Here is a 16,282-nt window from a genome sequence, read left to right as displayed (position 1 = left end):
TTGAGATTTCATGGCTTTTCTACTTTCATTTCTTATAAATATCAATAATCCGCTCCAGCATGACTTCCTCATCATTCTCCTGAGCCAGCTGTTCCCCTTTTTCAATCCTGGCATTTCTTAAAGAAGAATCGTTCAGGACTTTCTCCATTCCTTCTTCAAGCGCTCCGGCATCTTTCGGTTGGACAAGCTCGCCCGCTCCGTCTTTCAGTAGATAAGACAATCCACCAACATCAGAAGCGACGACCGGGGTATGGGCGGACATCGCTTCAAGCGCAACAAGTCCGAACCCTTCAATATGGGAGGGCAGAACGAAAAGATCGGCCGCTGCCATCCCCTTCCCGACAGTCGCCTGATCTTTCGGTCCATGGAAATGAATGCGGTCTTTTTGATTTGGTTGAATGGAAGACTTCAATTCTTGTAAGAAATTCTCACTCTTCTTGCTTCCTATGATATGAAGCTGGAGGTTCTCTTCTCTTTCATTCAAGGACTGGAAGGCATCCAATAATTCACGTAACCCTTTCGCTTCAATCAAGTTCCCGACAAAAAGGATGTGTCGATCGTCTGTTGAGAGATTGAGTTCCTGCTTCGTCTCCTCTTTAGACCTCGGAGCAAAGACGTTTCGATTCACTCCCATGTTGATCACAGAGACATTCGACTCAGCAATACCAAAGCCCTGAATGACTTCTTCTTTCAGTGCTTCACCGACGACAATGACATGATCCGCTTCTTTCAAAATGTATCCCGTCATCTTCCGGATCCACTTGTTCTTTTTCGCCATCTGATCGAGGTCTCCGCCGTGGGAGGTAACAACCAGCTTCGTCCCGAAGAGCTTTTTGAACAAGAGTGCTGGCAGCCCGCTTGGAAAGATGTAATGGGCATGGACGACATCATAATTACGGCCGGCCGGCAGTTTGCTGATCGTTTTCAGAAACCAAAGGCCGTACTTTTTCAAAAGGTTGACCTTTCCGCCACGGTTATCACGGTTGACCGCCGTGTCGATGTTCAGTCCCTTTTTCTTCAAAGCTTCAACCTGGTTCCTTACGAAGATGCCGTAGGTCGGGTTCTTCCGGCTGGGATACATATTACTGATGACTAGTACACGTTTACTCATAGATGAATCCTCCCCGGCCACTACTTGATCGAGTGACGATAGAAATCTTTTTTCTGGTCATAGTTTTTGAAAATTGCCCACAGTAGCGTGTCCGTCCGGTTCACTTGTTTGAACGTTTTCGGGAAGTTGATTTCTTTTTCCTTCAGCGTGTCACAGTGACTAATGAACGCACCCTTGTCCAGTTCGATGAATCCTTCGGCCGATTGGACAGGGAACTTAGCAAGATTCCCTTTCAATTGGTTCAGTTCAAGGAAGCCGTCGAAAGCAATCGCCTGGGAAGCGAACACTTCCGTCGCCTGTACTTTCTTACCATACTGATCGGATGTGTCGACAAGACAGTTGATGAAATCCGGTGGAAACGCGCAATTGATTTCGTACATACGGACAATTCCCCGATAATCCATTTGTTTCAGCGTGTCCGCGAGAAGCTGGGCGGTTGCTGTGTGATCGGTGTGGGCATCGACATATGGTGTCGTATAAATCACATCAGGTGAAACTTCTTCGATCTTTTGTTTTAAGAATTGGATATTCTCTTCGCTGCTTGAGACGCCACCATCAGGAAGGTCCATATAAGAGACATCGGATAGCTTCAAAATGTCCATCACTTGATCGATTTCATCTTTCCTGCTTTGCTTCAGTTCTTCTTCACTTAAATCACTGACACTTCCGGCTCCATCCGTCATGAAAAGGCAGTGAATCTCTGCCCCATGTTCGGCATGTTTACGGAGGGTCGCGCCGGGGCCGATGGTTTCATCATCCATATGAGGCGCGAGGACAAGCACCTTTTTCTCCCCTTCAACAGATGTTACCTCTAAATCGGCACTGTAATGTCTTTTCAATATTCTGCGCGTGACAGGTCGGTTGACCGGTCTTGCGATATTCATTAAGGTTTCTTTTCTACTCATAATCCCTACCCCTTACGTTTCGTGACATTTCTTAGCAAGAACAAGAAGGCATGTGTTTTTAATACAAAAGCAACAGCGGCAAATACGATCGCGCCAACGATGGCGACGGTGACAATCTGTACGATATTCGGCCAGTCAGTGATCAGCTGTTGAATACCGATCACCGCACCACTCATCGCAGCAACGGCCAACGTAATTTTCAAATAGTCGATCGTTAAATACTTGAAGTCCAGTCCACCGACGAGCTTGACGAAAACGATCAAACACGCACCTGTGTAGAACAAAGCCATGACGGATGCAGCGAGTGGAATGCCCAAGTACCCGAGCCATTCAGCGAAAAGGAAGTTGAACACCACATTCAGTGCAATTGACCCGATACTGATCATCAAAATCAGATGGCCTTTTTTCATCGTGTAGAATCCTTTGTTGATGACGTTATTCAAACTGAAGAATACGACCGAACCGAAATAAAAGTATCCCACCTGTGTCGTAGCGGCCGTCGCTTCATTGGAAAACGCTCCGCGTTCGTAGAAAAGCTCGATCAAGTTCGGCATCAACAGCATCATCCCGATGACCGCAGGAAGCAGGACGAGGTACATCGTCGTCAGTCCCTTTTCGATGCCTTTTTTGAACTGATCGTTGTCGTTGGCGGTGACCGCTTTTGATAACAGCGGGAAGATGATCGTTGCGATCGTCACACCGAAAATCGCCTGTGGCATATGGACAAGGTTTTTCGCGTAGTTGATGTACGTGACGGCACCTTCGCCCTGGTAGCCAGCGAAAATCGTTCCGACCATCAAGTTCACCTGACCGACGGCAACGGTGAGCCCGACGGGTAAGAAGATCCAGTAGAACTGTTTAACCTCCGGCCAGTCGATCTTCTGCTTCACATCCATCACTTTTCTCGGGACAACGAGGAACAGCTTGAAGATCAAGGATAAAATCGTTCCGGCTAAATACCCGAGCGCCAGCGAATAGGCGCCGATTTGATTGGCGAACAAAAAGGCCGCCCCGATCGAGCTTAAGATGACGATGATTTGGGAAACGATCGACAAGGAGAACTTGCTTTCTGCATCAAAGAACGCTTCTAACACACTGTTCATCCCGACAAAGGAGATGCAGGCAAAAAAGATGATTGTCACCCATGTCGCAATCTGTGTCGCTTCTTCACTAAAGTTCGGGTAAAGCAGCGGCATGAGGACGGGAGCAATCAGCATACCGATGACCGATAGAATGAAGGCAAGGACGAGCGTCCCTTTGAACACCTGCCCTAAGTATCTTTTCCCATTATTTTGTTCGACCGATTCGATATAGCTCGGCACCAGCGCGTTTTTCATACCATTCGTCATGAACAAAATGAGCATGTTCGGAATGATGAACGCAGCTAAATACGCATCCGCTACATAGCTGTCTCCGAAATAATAGGCAATGACCATATCCCTGATCAAACCAGAGACTTTCAGGAGCAGTGTCGCTCCGATAAATAATAGACTTGCGATCCCTAACTTCGATTTCAATTTCTATACCTCTTTCATATCTCTTCATATATTGACAGTAAGAATCCATTAGCATGATTTTACCACAGCTGCGGGGATGGGTGAACGGAATACAACAAAGCCCGACGAAAGATGGGTGAAATTTCTCCTTTTCTTTTCCATCTATACCCTATAAAATATAGGAGTTATGAGAAAGGAGCATCCTATGAAACGTACGATGATCAACGAGATTTTCTTCATCCGGGCGATCGCTTGCTTATGTGTCGTGCTCATCCATTCCATGACGATGACCCAGCATAATTATGAGCTGTTCCGATTGACGGATGAACTGATGTATATGTTCAAACTGACGATTATGTTTGCGACACCCGTTTTTGTTATGATTTCTGAATTTTTATTATCCTACTCTTATCCAGATAAACTTCCAAAAGCTTTTTGGAAGAAGCGAATTTTATATATTCTAGTGCCTTATATCGTGATGGCTGTCACCTATTCCGCCTACCCTCTATTGGTAGGGACAGGCTTTACGTGGGGACGCTTTATGGAATTGTTCTTTGAGAAAGGATTCTTAGGACTGTGGCATGGTTACTTCGTCTTAATCATCTTCCAGTTCTATGCGCTGCATTTCTTATTGAAGAAGTATTTCGATCGTTTTAATCCATTTTTGATGATTGGAATCGCTCTCGTCGTCAACATGTTCTACCTGGCGATTTATAATTTCAGTTGGTTCCACGACTTTTCTTTTGTCGCTGCCCTACGCCCTTATTATAAGCTGCCATTCCTTGGCTGGATCTTCTACTTTACGGTCGCCTACTACGCAGGGAAAAACATTGATGTATTCTTAAGCTTCATTCAGAAGTATAAATACTATCTACTCGCAGGTGCTGCACTGACTGGATTGGTCCCGTTACTCATGAGATACAACCACATTTATTCGGTCGTATCCTCGAAGCGGTTTGACGTAGTGCTTTATACGTTCTTCATCTTCTGTCTGCTCTATCTCATTGCGAGACAGCTGAAGAAAACACCGGCGATCGTCATGTGGATCAGCAGCAGTTCCTATGGAATCTATCTGCTTCACCCGCTATTCCAGTTCACCACGATCGACTTTTTGAAAAGCATGCCCTTCTATACAAACTTCGGCGTGCACATCCTACTCTTATTCATCATTGGCGTCGGTGGACCGATCTTGGTTACCTATCTATTGAACAAGGTACCATACGGAGCTTTGATTGTCGGCAAGTTCAATACACCTAAGACATCAGCACCATCGAAAGCAAAAATGAAAGCAAGTTAATAGAAAAAAGGTAAAAACGACCAGGGTTTCCTGGTCGTTTTTGTTATGGATCTAGAGACTATTCCCCACTAGTAAAACCTATGAAACTTAATTGTTACACAACTGTAAAACTATGACGAATCTTGTTATGTTACGCTTGTAAAGGATTACAAAGACAGACAAAAAAACACAAGGGGAGTCTTACTAGAATGAGAAAATTCTTAACGTCGATTGTCGCTTTTGCCACGGTTTTTCTACTATTTACACCTAATGCTTTCGCAGGACAAAGTGTTCGGGACCAAGTAGTAGATATCGCATTTGATTACTCAGGTTCACCATATGTTTATGGCGGAACATCACCACATGGTTTTGATTGCTCCGGATTTACACAGTATGTTTTTGCAAAAGCGGGCATCGACCTTAATCGAACTTCCCGCCAACAATACACACAAGGCGAATATGTAAGCCGCTCCAATCTGCAAAAAGGAGACTTAGTCTTCTTCGGCAGCCCGATCTGGCACGTAGGAATATACATAGGGAATAACAAAATGATTTCAGCTGAAAATCCTGGAGACGACATTCAAGTCGCTTCCCTCACTGGTTACTGGGGACGCAACTACTCCGGTGCGAAACGTGTCATTGAAGAAAGAGAAACCGTAACAGAATCTGCGGATGAAGAACTACCAGCAGGTGAATACCATGACGTGAACAAGTATCACTGGGCGTTTGATCACATCAGCCACCTTGGAGAAACAGGCATCATCAACGGTTATGAAGGAAGCCTCTTCAAACCTGATAATAAAGTTACACGTGCGGAAGCCGCTACGATGTTAAGTATCGCACTGGATCTTCCGACTTCTTCTCACAGCGAGTATTCCGATGTATCAGGCTCCCACTGGGCATCTGATTACATCAACGGTGTGACGGCTAAAGGTTATTTCTCCGGATATGAAGACGGTACGTTCAAACCGGACGAGCCGATCGAACGTGCAGAAATCGCCGCTCTATTCACCCGCGCATTCAATCTTGAAGCAAGCGGATCCGGCAGCTTCGCTGACCTGAGTTCTGATCACTGGGCTTATGAAGATATCCAGACATTATCTGCAAGCTCTATTGCTACAGGTTATTCTGATAACACATTCAAGCCAGGTAAAGAAACGATTCGTAGTGAGTTCGCTGTATTCTTGTACAGAGCACTCTATTAATAGGAGATTGATACAAAAGCTCAGAGTTTATGACTCTGGGCTTTTTTTGCTGCCTTTTTTATGGTCACAGGTTAATAGTCTTTCCCGTCTATTTCATTGTTTAGAAAGACGTTATGATGACCTTCTTAATTATTACTCACAAAACATTTCCCGCTTGTCTTAGGCCCCAAACATCCCCCACCTAATATTTTCACCTCTAATTACTAATCAGTGGCGAGGATTCTCTCCACTATACTACATGATCCCCCCGGCTGAAGAAAAGGATATAGACATACACAGGAGTGGGGTGGTATGAGAGGCATCAAGATTGTTGTTTCCAACTAAAGCAGCTAACTTTCCTTCGTAATACAAATGACGGCCCCGTCAGGTGAACAGGACAATAACTAGAAGGACTTCTCCATTACTAGGAGCCCAGTTTATCTACAAATATCATGACATACAAAAACCCCTCTGCTTTTGCAGAGGGGCATCTGTTAATCCAACCAATTATAATAATCTTGAATACCTTGTGCGATCGCTTCTGCCGCACGTTCTCTCCAATAATCTGATCCGAGTCTTGAGGCATCGGTATCATTCGTTATAAACCCTAATTCTACTAAGGCAGACGGTAATGGAGTTTCTGTAATCACATGATAAGGAACATCCTTCACACCGCGATCCGCTAAGTCGAGGGCTGGGACCAGGCGGTTTTGTATATAAGTGGCCAGCTGCTTACTCTTTCTAGCCCGGTCATCCAAGCTGGCGGAAGAATAGTAAGTTTCGATTCCATTGGCACTTTCTATATCGAAAGAATTGGCATGGATACTTACGAACGTGTCCGCATTGCGATTGACGGCATAATCCACGCGGTCTTCCAATTCAACAAAAGTATCATCATCTCGTGTCATGACTACTCTAATCCCTGCATCCACCAAATACTTCTGAACACGCTTCGCTACATCAATGTTGATCTCTTTCTCTAACAACCCGTTACCTGTTGCGCCGCCGTCTCCATCACCGTGACCTGCATCGATCGCAATGATATGCGAATTGGACGAATGACTTGTCGTATAATCTTCATGCACATAACCGTTCAAACTACCATAAGAGATTTTCAGCCAATCACCTAAATCTTTGTGAACTTGAACCGTTGTTCCCTCAGATAGTTTGCCGACGATGGAATAACCCGTACTTGGGCCGGAGCGGATATTTAAAATACCTGCCGTGACTACGCGTTCCCCGTAGGAATCAATGTCCGTAGAAACTCTGAATTGGTCATTCAAAGCACGAGCAACAAATAACGCAAATTCTTCTCTTGTAATCGCTGATTCCGGCCGGTAGGTACCATCCGGGTATCCAGCCGCTACCCCGGCACTTGTTACACTTTTGACTGCGTCATAATAGTACGCATATGGGCTGACATCTCCATAGCTTCCATTACTGCCGGAACCTAATGAAAAAGCGTTAGAGACGGAAACAGCCATTTGTCCACGTGTCATCGTTTCTTTTGGTTTGTATGTACCATCAGGGTATCCTGAAATGGCTCCTTGTTCATAAGAAGACTGTATGTATCCAGAAGCGTAGGAATAACGTGAAACATCCGAAAATACCGTGTTTCTCTGAGTACCGTCGAGTTTAAGCGCCCGCGCAATTAGCGTCGCCGCTTCTTCTCTGGTTACTTCCTTATGGGGCTTGAAGGTTCCATCCGGGTAACCGCTCAATACTCCTTGATTCATTAAATAATTGATTTCTTCCTCTGACCGATCAGGTATATCCGATAAAGAATCAGCTTTGGCCACATTTGATGGCCAAACAGCTGCAGTAACTAAAGCTAAAAGGAACACCAACATTTTCATACGATTTTGCAACATTCTCCAAAAATCTCCCTTTCTCGAGTTTTTTCGATTCTACTGCTATTATACTTGGAAACTATTCACTATCATAGTGTGTTTTTACTTAATTGCTACTAAGAAGAAAGCCCTCCAAGTAAGTCAAAAATATCTAAAATATACCGCGGCTAAACTCCCTTTTACATTTGTCGAAACATGATCCATAATCCTATCAAATTCTGTCGTTCACCTATGAATGAAGAATCCTGCATTTAAAACAAAAAACCGGATGGGTAGGACCCCATCCGGTTTTACTTTATTGATTGTGATTAGAAACGATCGTCTTCTGCTTTCGCAAGGAAACGAGCGAATTCTGCACGTGTCGTTTCTTTGTTCGGCTTGAACGTTCCATCCGGGTAACCGACGGTAATTTCATTGGCTGCTAGTGTGTTGATATAGCTGGAAGCCCAATGCGCGACAGGAACGTCGCTGAATCGATCATCCGTACTTCCTTTCAAGTCATAGGCGTCGACAACGATTTTCGCCATTTCAGAACGTTTCAGCGTCGCTTTCGGATTGAACTCACCATCTGGTGAACCGACCATAATGCCTGCTTCCGCAATAGCAGCAATGGCATCATACCCGTAATCGCCCGCTTCGACATCGCTGAATCCTGGATCTTCGACATTGTCTGTCTCTAAACCAAGCGCACGCGTAATCATTTGAGCCGCTTGTACACGTGTAATATCATCGTTCACACCGAAGTTGCCATTCGGGTAACCGTAAATGATACTTGCAACGTTCAGCTTCTCAATGGCATCCTTCGCCCAGTAGCCGTCCGCTACATCATCGAAGGAAGCTGGTGCGTCGTCAGATTTGTAGATCGTAATATGCTTCGTCGTTGTGTTTCCAGCAAGGTCGACGAGTTCGATCGTGAACTTGTTCTTGCCATCTTTTAGGTCGACCGTATGCTCGAGTGTTTTTTCAATCGCTCTCATTTTAAATGGCTCTTTGAATGCTTTGGCAAACGCCTCATCACCATTGACCGTCAAACGAAGTTCATCAAAGTTGTCTGCCATGGAGACTTCAAGCGTTGCTTCATCCTGGTCCGTGTAGTGGGGACCTTCGACTGCCAACTCAGGGCTTGTGGAGTCGATCATGAAACGGCGGATGAATGAAATATCGTTTCCGCTGTCATCAACGGCATGGAATTCGATTTCTTTGACTCCGTCAGATTTGAAGCTGATGGTTTCGTTGAACGCATAACGTTCATTCTCAGCATCCCATGTCAGTTTCGCTTCTTTACCGTTCATTGTAAGTTTTTCCACTTTGGAATCATCCGTTACATAACCAGTAACGAGTACTTCTCTACTGTCCGTAGGCTCAAGAGCTACAGGAGTAAGAGCATTCACATAAGGAATCGTGTCATCTTCGCCTTCAAGAGCGCTGTCCGTTGTTGAATTACCCGCATAGTCGTAGGCGACGACTCTCACGCTTGTAACTTCCTTAGCTTCTACAGTGTAAGCATCTGTACCTGCAGCTAAAGGCGTTTCTGTGACATCTTTACCGTTAACAATAACGTCAAAGTGGGAAAGTCCAGCGCCTTGATCTTCCGCATCCCATGTAACTTCTTTCGTTTCAGAATCATAGGAAACATCTAAATCAGGAGTCTTCGTATCGACACGGACTGGAATCACTTTAGACTGCCAGTCGGCATCTGGATAGTCAACGACTGATTTCACTTCATAGTAGTAGAGACCGTCTTCGACAAATTCTCCATCTACTTTACCATCCCATGCGCCTTGATCGAAGATTGTATAGGATGGAGCAGCTCCTCCGTCAAAGTAATTCTTTCTAACTTCGTCCTGGGAACTAATCGTGCGTAATTCGTTCATATCTTCATCTAAAATGTTGAATTCCACTTCTTTCGCGTTTCTCAGGAATGAGAGGATCGGCATGACGACATCCGCCATTCCATCCTTATTCGGTGAGAACCCGATGTTATTTTGGGAACCAACAAGTGCTTCTTCTTCACTTAACAATGGATCGACACCTAGGTACTGAAGTTCAGCACCGTATGGAGCAAGAAGACCTGATTGACCATAGAAAGAATCCCCATCTTTTTCATAGATGGTATCATCAACGATTGGTGCTTGGTCCCATTCCCCATCAAACCCTACATAAGGAACATTAAGTGACGCATTGACATCATTAGGATCTTCCAGTGTCACGAAACCTTCTACGAAGTAGCCATTTTCAAAGATTTCATCCAATGGCTGGTTTCCGAACCAGTCAATTCCGTCTGTTAAATCGACAGTTACATCAATTTCTATGGAAGAGTTGGCCGGTACAAGAACTTGATACTCTCCATCTACTTCGCTTCCAGCATTTGAAGTGATCTCGATTGGGAATTCACCTGCGAACGGTGACTCCTCACTGATTGTTCCTTCTTTGTAGATTCCTTGTGTTTCTACAAGGTTTTCACCCTCTGATACAAGATCTGTCTGAACGGTACCTGACACATTATACACCGTGTTTTCATCACTGAAGTTGTCAACGGTCAATGTAAAGGATTCTTTACCATCCATCTCTTTCAAGGCGACTTTACCTAAACCTGTTTCTTTCTCAGTCACAATGGCAGGAGTCTGCATTGCCGCATGAAGGTCCATCAGACCTGCCCCTTGTCGACGTGGAGAAAATGCAAGTCCTGATTGGTAGAAGTCATTATACAAACCTGTATCTGCTTGCGGTACAGACGTGTTCATAAGAAGGTTCTTCGCCATTTCCACACGATCTTCACCAGCAAGATCGAATTCATCTTCAAGGCGCTGCATGACTAATGCTGAACCTCCAGCTACGTGTGGAGCAGCCATGGATGTACCACTCATCAAACCATACGCATCATCCTGCAAAGTGGATAGGATGTTCCCACCTGGTGCTGTGATTTCAGGTTTGAAGTCAAGGTTTGGTGTCACTCCCCATGAAGTGAAGGAAGAAAGATTACCGAATTCAGGGTTGATCGATTTTACTTCTTCCCCTTCAAAGGAAACTTCCACTGTGCTTCCTTCTTGCAATTGATCTCTCAAACTCTCTCCTAGGTCTTTCAGAATGGACAGTTGAGGAATGTTGATTTCTCCACTGGATGCCATACTGATATAACCAGAAACATTATTGAAGATAATGACCCCTTTTGCCCCACGTTCCTGGGCATTCAGCGTCTTACTTACGAATGTGGATTCCCCACGCTGAATGAGAGCGATCTTCCCTTCAACATCAACACCTTCAAAGTCGTTCGCTTCCGGATTTACCTCTGAATCACCTGGGGTACGGCCAAGTCCTGCATAAACAAGCTCATGGTAACCCTCTTCCAGTGTATCAGGGTGTACATCACTTGCAGAAAGGAATGGTACAGGAATTCCTTCTTCCCCATCTACCCGTGTATTGAATCCGTCCAGCATCAAATATTCGTTTTCGAAAGAAGCGACTTGCAGGGACTCTGTTGAAAGACCCGGTGCCCCAACGACTCCGATATCAGGATTCGAAGCTAACGGATTAGCGAAGCCATCTCCCAAACGTGCAGAGTTACCTGCAGAAATAGCCATCATGACGCCATTATCGACAGCTCTTGCAATCGCTTTCTGTTCAGGATCTTCGGAATCTACGAAGCTTGCTGTTGAACCAAGACTCATATTGATGACATCCGCTCCTAGAAGGATCGCATCATCAATCGCTTTAATGTAGATATCTCCATAAGTCGAAGGCATTTCAGGATCATTACCGAAAACTTTCAATCCGAGGATTTGAGCTTCCGGAGCAACCCCTTTAATTCCTCCATTGTCTTCATCACCATTGGCACCTACTGTTCCGGAAACGTGCATACCGTGCATACTCGCATCAGGACCCAGGTCTAGTACCGTACCGTTCTCATCTGCATAGTTGTAACCATAAGGGACTTTTTCGGTGAAATATTTCCCTTTCAGTTCACCAGACTGACGTAAGGTATCGACATCACTCTTACTAATTTCAGGATCCGTTTCCTCACTTAGGATCATGTCCTTATGTTCTGGATCGATTCCTGTATCGATGACACCTACCGTCATTCCTTCCCCTTTATAGCCATACTCCTGCCAGGTTTTCTGTGCATTGACAAGCTCTTTACTATAAAGCATCTCCGGCTGTTCTGTCGGGCGCTGGTATTCGTTTGTGATATGTACTTTGCCGACATTTGGTAGAGTTTCAATGACTTCTACCGATTTGAAGTTCACTGTACCACTGAAGCCGTTCACTACTGTGGTAAAGCTTTGTTTGTAATCCATTGGGACGGATTCCTTCTTAATGGCAGCTTTCACTTTCGCCTGCGCATCTAAAGCTTCCTCCCGCAACTTGTTCTTATTCGCTTCAGATAGTTCACTATAACTCTTTCCTAAACTCTGAGCCGAATAAATGGTAGGCTCATCCTCTAATTCAACAATGATTCGTACTTCATCATTTGGTCCATAATTCTCATGGTCATCTTCCAGCGAAAATACTCGTTCTGTCTTTTTATCTGCAGATTTGTTTGAACCTTCCAAATTTTTGTTTGGAACTCCACTTGCAGCAAAAACAGAATGAGAGAATGCTAGAAGGAATACAAAGAACAAAATTAAGCTTTTTTTCATATTCTACTTTTCTCCTCCTTCAATAATTTCCAAATTCGTGCTCCATTGTCCCCCCTCTCTTAATCCTCTTCTAGTATATTCTTATTTTTCTTACTTATCAAACAATTCTGTGCTTCATTCTACAAATTTTCCAAACACTCCCTTCGTTGTGTAGAAATGACTAGCAGGAACATGGTAAAATGAAAGATAATGACTACTACATCAAGGAGCGTCTAGGACTAATGATAGATTCAGTGAAGCGTATACTGCCGAACAAAAGTGAGCGGCAGCTGAAAAAGTATAGTAAATACATAGATAAGATTAATGCACTAGAGGAAACTTATAAGAATCTTAGTGATGAGGAACTACGTGCTAAAACAGATCATTTCAAACGGGAACTCAAGGATGGACGATCGATTTATGATATTCGTAATGATGCATTTGCGGTCGTACGTGAAGCTGCGAAAAGAATTCTGGGCATGCGTCACTTTGATGTCCAGCTGATCGGAGGCCTTGTGCTGACCGATGGGGATATTTCCGAAATGGCGACAGGTGAGGGAAAGACGCTGGTCGCTACTCTTCCCACTTATCTGAGAGCCTTAGAAGGCAAAGGCGTCCACGTCATTACGGTCAACGAATACCTTGCCCGGAGAGATGCGGAGATCATGGGGCCTTTATATGAGTTCTTAGGTCTTTCGGTCGGTTTGAATGTTCCAGGAATTTCATCGGCGGATAAAAAGAAAGCCTACATGGCTGACCTCACTTATGGAATCGGAACAGAGTTCGGCTTTGACTTCTTAAGGGATCACATGGTGACAGCCGTCCATCAAAAAGTCCAGCGTCCGTACCACTATGCCATCGTAGATGAAATTGACAGCGTCTTGATCGATGAAGCAAAAACGCCATTGATCATTGCTGGAAAAATGAAACCTAGTGCAAATTTACATAAAGTTGGGGCCATGCTTGCCCGTGCTTTTAAAGCGGAAGTCGACTATCACTTTGATCCTGAAACGAAAGCGGTCAATCTGCTGGATGATGGCATGAACAAAATCGAGCGGGCCTTCGGAATTGATAACCTCTATGACCTGGAGCATCAAACGCTCTATCATTATATGATCCAGGCCTTAAGAGCCAACGTTCTTTTTGAGAGAGATGTGGATTATATCGTCCACGATCAGGAAGTGAAACTGATTGATATGTTTACAGGAAGAATGATGGAAGGACGTACGATGTCTGATGGTCTTCATCAGGCTATCGAAGCAAAAGAAGGTCTTGAAATTACCGAAGAAAACAAGGCCCAAGCCTCCATCACCGTTCAAAACTATTTCCGTATGTACCCTTCTCTAGCGGGAATGACAGGGACAGCCAAAACGGAAGAGAAAGAATTCCAAACGGTTTATGGTATGGATGTTGTCCAGATTCCTACCAACAAACCCGTAGCCAGAGAAGACCGTTCTGATAAAGTGTTCCTTACAAAAGAGCAGAAATACGAAGAATTAGTGCGTGAAGTTCAAGACGTCCACCGTACCGGTCAGCCGATTCTGATCGGGACGACTTCCATTTTGCAATCAGATGAAGTGGCCACCTATTTAGATGAGGCCGGTCTCTCCTACGAACTGTTGAACGCGAAAAGTGTAGAACAGGAAGTACGCCTTATTTCCTTAGCCGGACAAAAAGGGCAGATCACCATCGCCACGAACATGGCCGGTCGTGGTACCGACATCGTTCTTGGTGAAGAAGTGGCGGAGTTAGGTGGTCTTCACGTCATCGGAACCGAGCGTCATGAAGCAAGAAGAATCGATAATCAATTAAAAGGAAGATCCGGTCGTCAAGGGGACCCGGGGTCTTCTCAATTCATCATCTCCTTAGAAGACGATTTGATTGTTCGTTTTGCAAGAGATGAGAAGGAAAGAAAAATGAAGTCCCTCAAAACGGATGATCAGGGTCAGGTCACGAACAAGGACATTCACAAATTCGTCGATACCGCTCAACTGATTAGTGAAGGCAGCAACTACAACGTGCGCGAGTTCACACTGAAAATGGATGATGTCGTCAATGACCAACGGAAAGTCATTTATGAATTCAGAGAGAAGCTTCTTCTTGAAGAAGATCTTCTCAGCCTCATTTCCAAACAAGTTCGTACGCACTTCTTACATCTAATAGACAAACTTTGTCCGGAAACGGTCGTTCCTGAAAATTGGCCGCTGGAAAGGCTCGAAAATGAAATCCAGCGAAGTGCACCTGGTGCCGCTCCAGCGCTATCTGAAAAGAGTTATGAGGATATCGAGCAATTAAAAGCAGACGTTCTTGCCTATGCCGAGGAGTATTGCGCACGAATCCAGTCATGGTCTGAAGATGAATCACTCCAACTGAAGCTGCGCCATTTCTCCATTGATATCCTGGACAAGCTTTGGGTCCGCCATTTGGAAATGATGACAAGATTAAAAGAAGGGGTCGGGATCAGACAATATCAACAAGAAGATCCGCTGCGCCTCTATCAGCAAGATGGGTATGACATCTTCCAGCATAATTATGCTGAAATCAACAAAGAGATGGTGTTCATGCTTGCGCAAGTGATGAAGCCGAAGCTCATAAAACAACAGGATAAGGAGGCGGAATCAAATGTTTAAATGGAAAAAGAAAGAGAAAGAAACGAAAGCGTATGATGAGGGGGCAGTCGACGCTTCCTTATTCACCGGAAAAGAAGAAGAGGTTCAGGATACGGAAGAAGTATACACGGAACTATCTCTCCACCCGGACTGGCACCTTCCGGAAGAAGAAACGTATGTTTACCGCTTTTATAACAGTGATCTGCCTCCACTCAAACCGAATCAAGTGAGTGTCACTGGGTTTGATATTCAAAAGAAGGATCAAAACATTCTCGTCAAAGCTTTTCTACGGAATTCTTTGCAAAGAGGCATTCATTTCAAACCTACTGCGATTTTACTATTAGATAAACAAGGACAATTAATGGCCCGCAAACAATTCGATCTCACGGATGTAGGGTTATTACCCGGCCGATCCAGCCGTCCATGGATCTTCTCCTTTCATCAAAAGGACTTTATCAATGATGATACCAACATCCCGGTCAATGGTTGGAAGTTAGCTTTCGAGACTCAAACAAGAAAACACTCCCTCGACCTTGAAGAGGCCTGGGAAAAATCATTGGATACGGAAGAAATCGATAAACTGGAAGAGTATGTGAGCCATATAACCCCGCCAAAGCCTGGGGAAGTCAACTTCCTAGGATTGCAGGTGACATTCAGCGATGAGGGCAATTTGCATGTAACTCTCCTTGTGAGAAATGGAAATGAAGAAGATATCACTTTGAAGTCCATTCCCCTTGTCGTTGAAGATGCAACAGGAAAGGTCATTGCTAAGGGTGGATTTAAACTGAATGATTTAAAAGTAAAAGCCCATACAAGCAAGCCATGGACTTTTGTATTCCCTAAGAACAAGGTAAACCGTGATGAGGTCGACTTGTCCAGATGGAAGGTTTATCCGAAATAAAAAAAAGCCACCGTTGGGTGGCTTTTTTATTATTCTTTATATGTATTTTCCATATTTGTTCTTAACAATTCGTACATGTTTACACTCTTAGAAGCTGGCGAGCTTTCCATATGGTTCAATTGATTCAGAAAAAATTGCGTGGAAAAGGAAATAAAGGAACTCTTACTAAGCCCCAGCTCTTTCGCTTTCTGCTCAATTTCATCATGTAATGACTCACTGACCCTTACACTTACCTGCTTTTTCATCTTCGTTGAAGTCCCCCTGTCTTTCTTTTGCTGTCATCTATGGTTGTTAAGATTATTATTCATAGATTATCATAAGGATTAATAACATT

At 44.4% G+C, this 16,282-nt stretch carries 10 protein-coding genes; 4 read left to right on the top strand and 6 right to left on the bottom strand.

The features are described from left to right. Positions 1–25: 25 nt before the first annotated feature. Genes ACQ4XT_RS08380 through murJ form a run of 3 tightly spaced genes read right to left on the bottom strand, consistent with a single transcriptional unit; the run spans position 26 to position 3,533 of the window. Complete coding sequence (locus tag ACQ4XT_RS08380) at positions 26–1,111, bottom strand: glycosyltransferase (RefSeq protein ID WP_446853282.1); 1,086 nt, start codon at positions 1,109–1,111, stop codon at positions 26–28. Positions 1,112–1,131: 20 nt separating this feature from the next. Next, positions 1,132–2,016, bottom strand: coding sequence for a PIG-L deacetylase family protein (locus ACQ4XT_RS08375; RefSeq protein ID WP_446853281.1), 885 nt, complete (start codon positions 2,014–2,016; stop codon positions 1,132–1,134). 5 nt (positions 2,017–2,021) lie between these two features. Continuing rightward, positions 2,022–3,533, bottom strand: a complete 1,512-nt coding sequence (gene murJ, locus ACQ4XT_RS08370) for a murein biosynthesis integral membrane protein MurJ (protein WP_446853280.1) — start codon at positions 3,531–3,533, stop codon at positions 2,022–2,024. A 184-nt stretch (positions 3,534–3,717) separates the two neighbouring features. Between murJ and ACQ4XT_RS08365 the strand changes: the two genes are divergently transcribed. After that, positions 3,718–4,809: an acyltransferase family protein gene (locus tag ACQ4XT_RS08365; RefSeq protein ID WP_446853279.1), complete on the top strand. Its 1,092-nt coding sequence runs from the start codon at positions 3,718–3,720 to the stop codon at positions 4,807–4,809. A 188-nt stretch (positions 4,810–4,997) separates the two neighbouring features. Further along, complete coding sequence (locus ACQ4XT_RS08360) at positions 4,998–5,993, top strand: C40 family peptidase (protein ID WP_446853278.1); 996 nt, start codon at positions 4,998–5,000, stop codon at positions 5,991–5,993. A 473-nt stretch (positions 5,994–6,466) separates the two neighbouring features. Here ACQ4XT_RS08360 and ACQ4XT_RS08355 read toward each other — a convergent pair whose 3' ends face one another. After that, positions 6,467–7,843: an N-acetylmuramoyl-L-alanine amidase gene (locus ACQ4XT_RS08355; protein ID WP_446853277.1), complete on the bottom strand. Its 1,377-nt coding sequence runs from the start codon at positions 7,841–7,843 to the stop codon at positions 6,467–6,469. A gap of 287 nt (positions 7,844–8,130) precedes the next feature. Then, the gene (locus ACQ4XT_RS08350; protein ID WP_446853276.1) at positions 8,131–12,459 is read right to left on the bottom strand and encodes a S8 family serine peptidase; all 4,329 of its coding nucleotides are present in this window, start codon (positions 12,457–12,459) and stop codon (positions 8,131–8,133) included. 221 nt (positions 12,460–12,680) lie between these two features. Here ACQ4XT_RS08350 and secA2 point away from each other — a divergent pair, with 221 nt between their 5' ends. Both secA2 and ACQ4XT_RS08340 read left to right on the top strand, forming a co-directional pair. Further along, complete coding sequence (secA2, locus tag ACQ4XT_RS08345; protein ID WP_446855623.1) at positions 12,681–15,068, top strand: accessory Sec system translocase SecA2; 2,388 nt, start codon at positions 12,681–12,683, stop codon at positions 15,066–15,068. Continuing rightward, positions 15,061–15,948 (top strand): accessory Sec system S-layer assembly protein, encoded by an 888-nt coding sequence (locus ACQ4XT_RS08340; RefSeq protein ID WP_446853275.1) that lies wholly within the window; start codon positions 15,061–15,063, stop codon positions 15,946–15,948. Before secA2 ends, ACQ4XT_RS08340 begins: the two co-directional genes overlap by 8 nt. A 29-nt stretch (positions 15,949–15,977) precedes the next feature. On the opposite strand, the gene ACQ4XT_RS08335 is transcribed toward ACQ4XT_RS08340, so the two are convergent. After that, positions 15,978–16,193, bottom strand: coding sequence for a hypothetical protein (locus ACQ4XT_RS08335; protein ID WP_446853274.1), 216 nt, complete (start codon positions 16,191–16,193; stop codon positions 15,978–15,980). Positions 16,194–16,282: the final 89 nt, after the last annotated feature.

Source organism: Halobacillus sp. 12SKB (assembly GCF_052941655.1).
The sequence above is the reverse complement of the archived record's forward strand: the minus strand, read 5'-3'. Positions and strand labels throughout refer to the sequence as shown.

Coding starts and splice junctions, on each gene's coding strand:
- ACQ4XT_RS08365 (WP_446853279.1), top strand. CDS start 3,718: ATGAAACGTACGATGATCAACGAGATTTTCTTCATCCGGGCGATCGCT.
- ACQ4XT_RS08355 (WP_446853277.1), bottom strand. CDS start 7,843: ATGTTGCAAAATCGTATGAAAATGTTGGTGTTCCTTTTAGCTTTAGTT.
- ACQ4XT_RS08335 (WP_446853274.1), bottom strand. CDS start 16,193: ATGAAAAAGCAGGTAAGTGTAAGGGTCAGTGAGTCATTACATGATGAA.
- ACQ4XT_RS08380 (WP_446853282.1), bottom strand. CDS start 1,111: ATGAGTAAACGTGTACTAGTCATCAGTAATATGTATCCCAGCCGGAAG.
- secA2 (WP_446855623.1), top strand. CDS start 12,681: ATGATAGATTCAGTGAAGCGTATACTGCCGAACAAAAGTGAGCGGCAG.
- ACQ4XT_RS08350 (WP_446853276.1), bottom strand. CDS start 12,459: ATGAAAAAAAGCTTAATTTTGTTCTTTGTATTCCTTCTAGCATTCTCT.
- ACQ4XT_RS08360 (WP_446853278.1), top strand. CDS start 4,998: ATGAGAAAATTCTTAACGTCGATTGTCGCTTTTGCCACGGTTTTTCTA.
- ACQ4XT_RS08375 (WP_446853281.1), bottom strand. CDS start 2,016: ATGAGTAGAAAAGAAACCTTAATGAATATCGCAAGACCGGTCAACCGA.
- ACQ4XT_RS08340 (WP_446853275.1), top strand. CDS start 15,061: ATGTTTAAATGGAAAAAGAAAGAGAAAGAAACGAAAGCGTATGATGAG.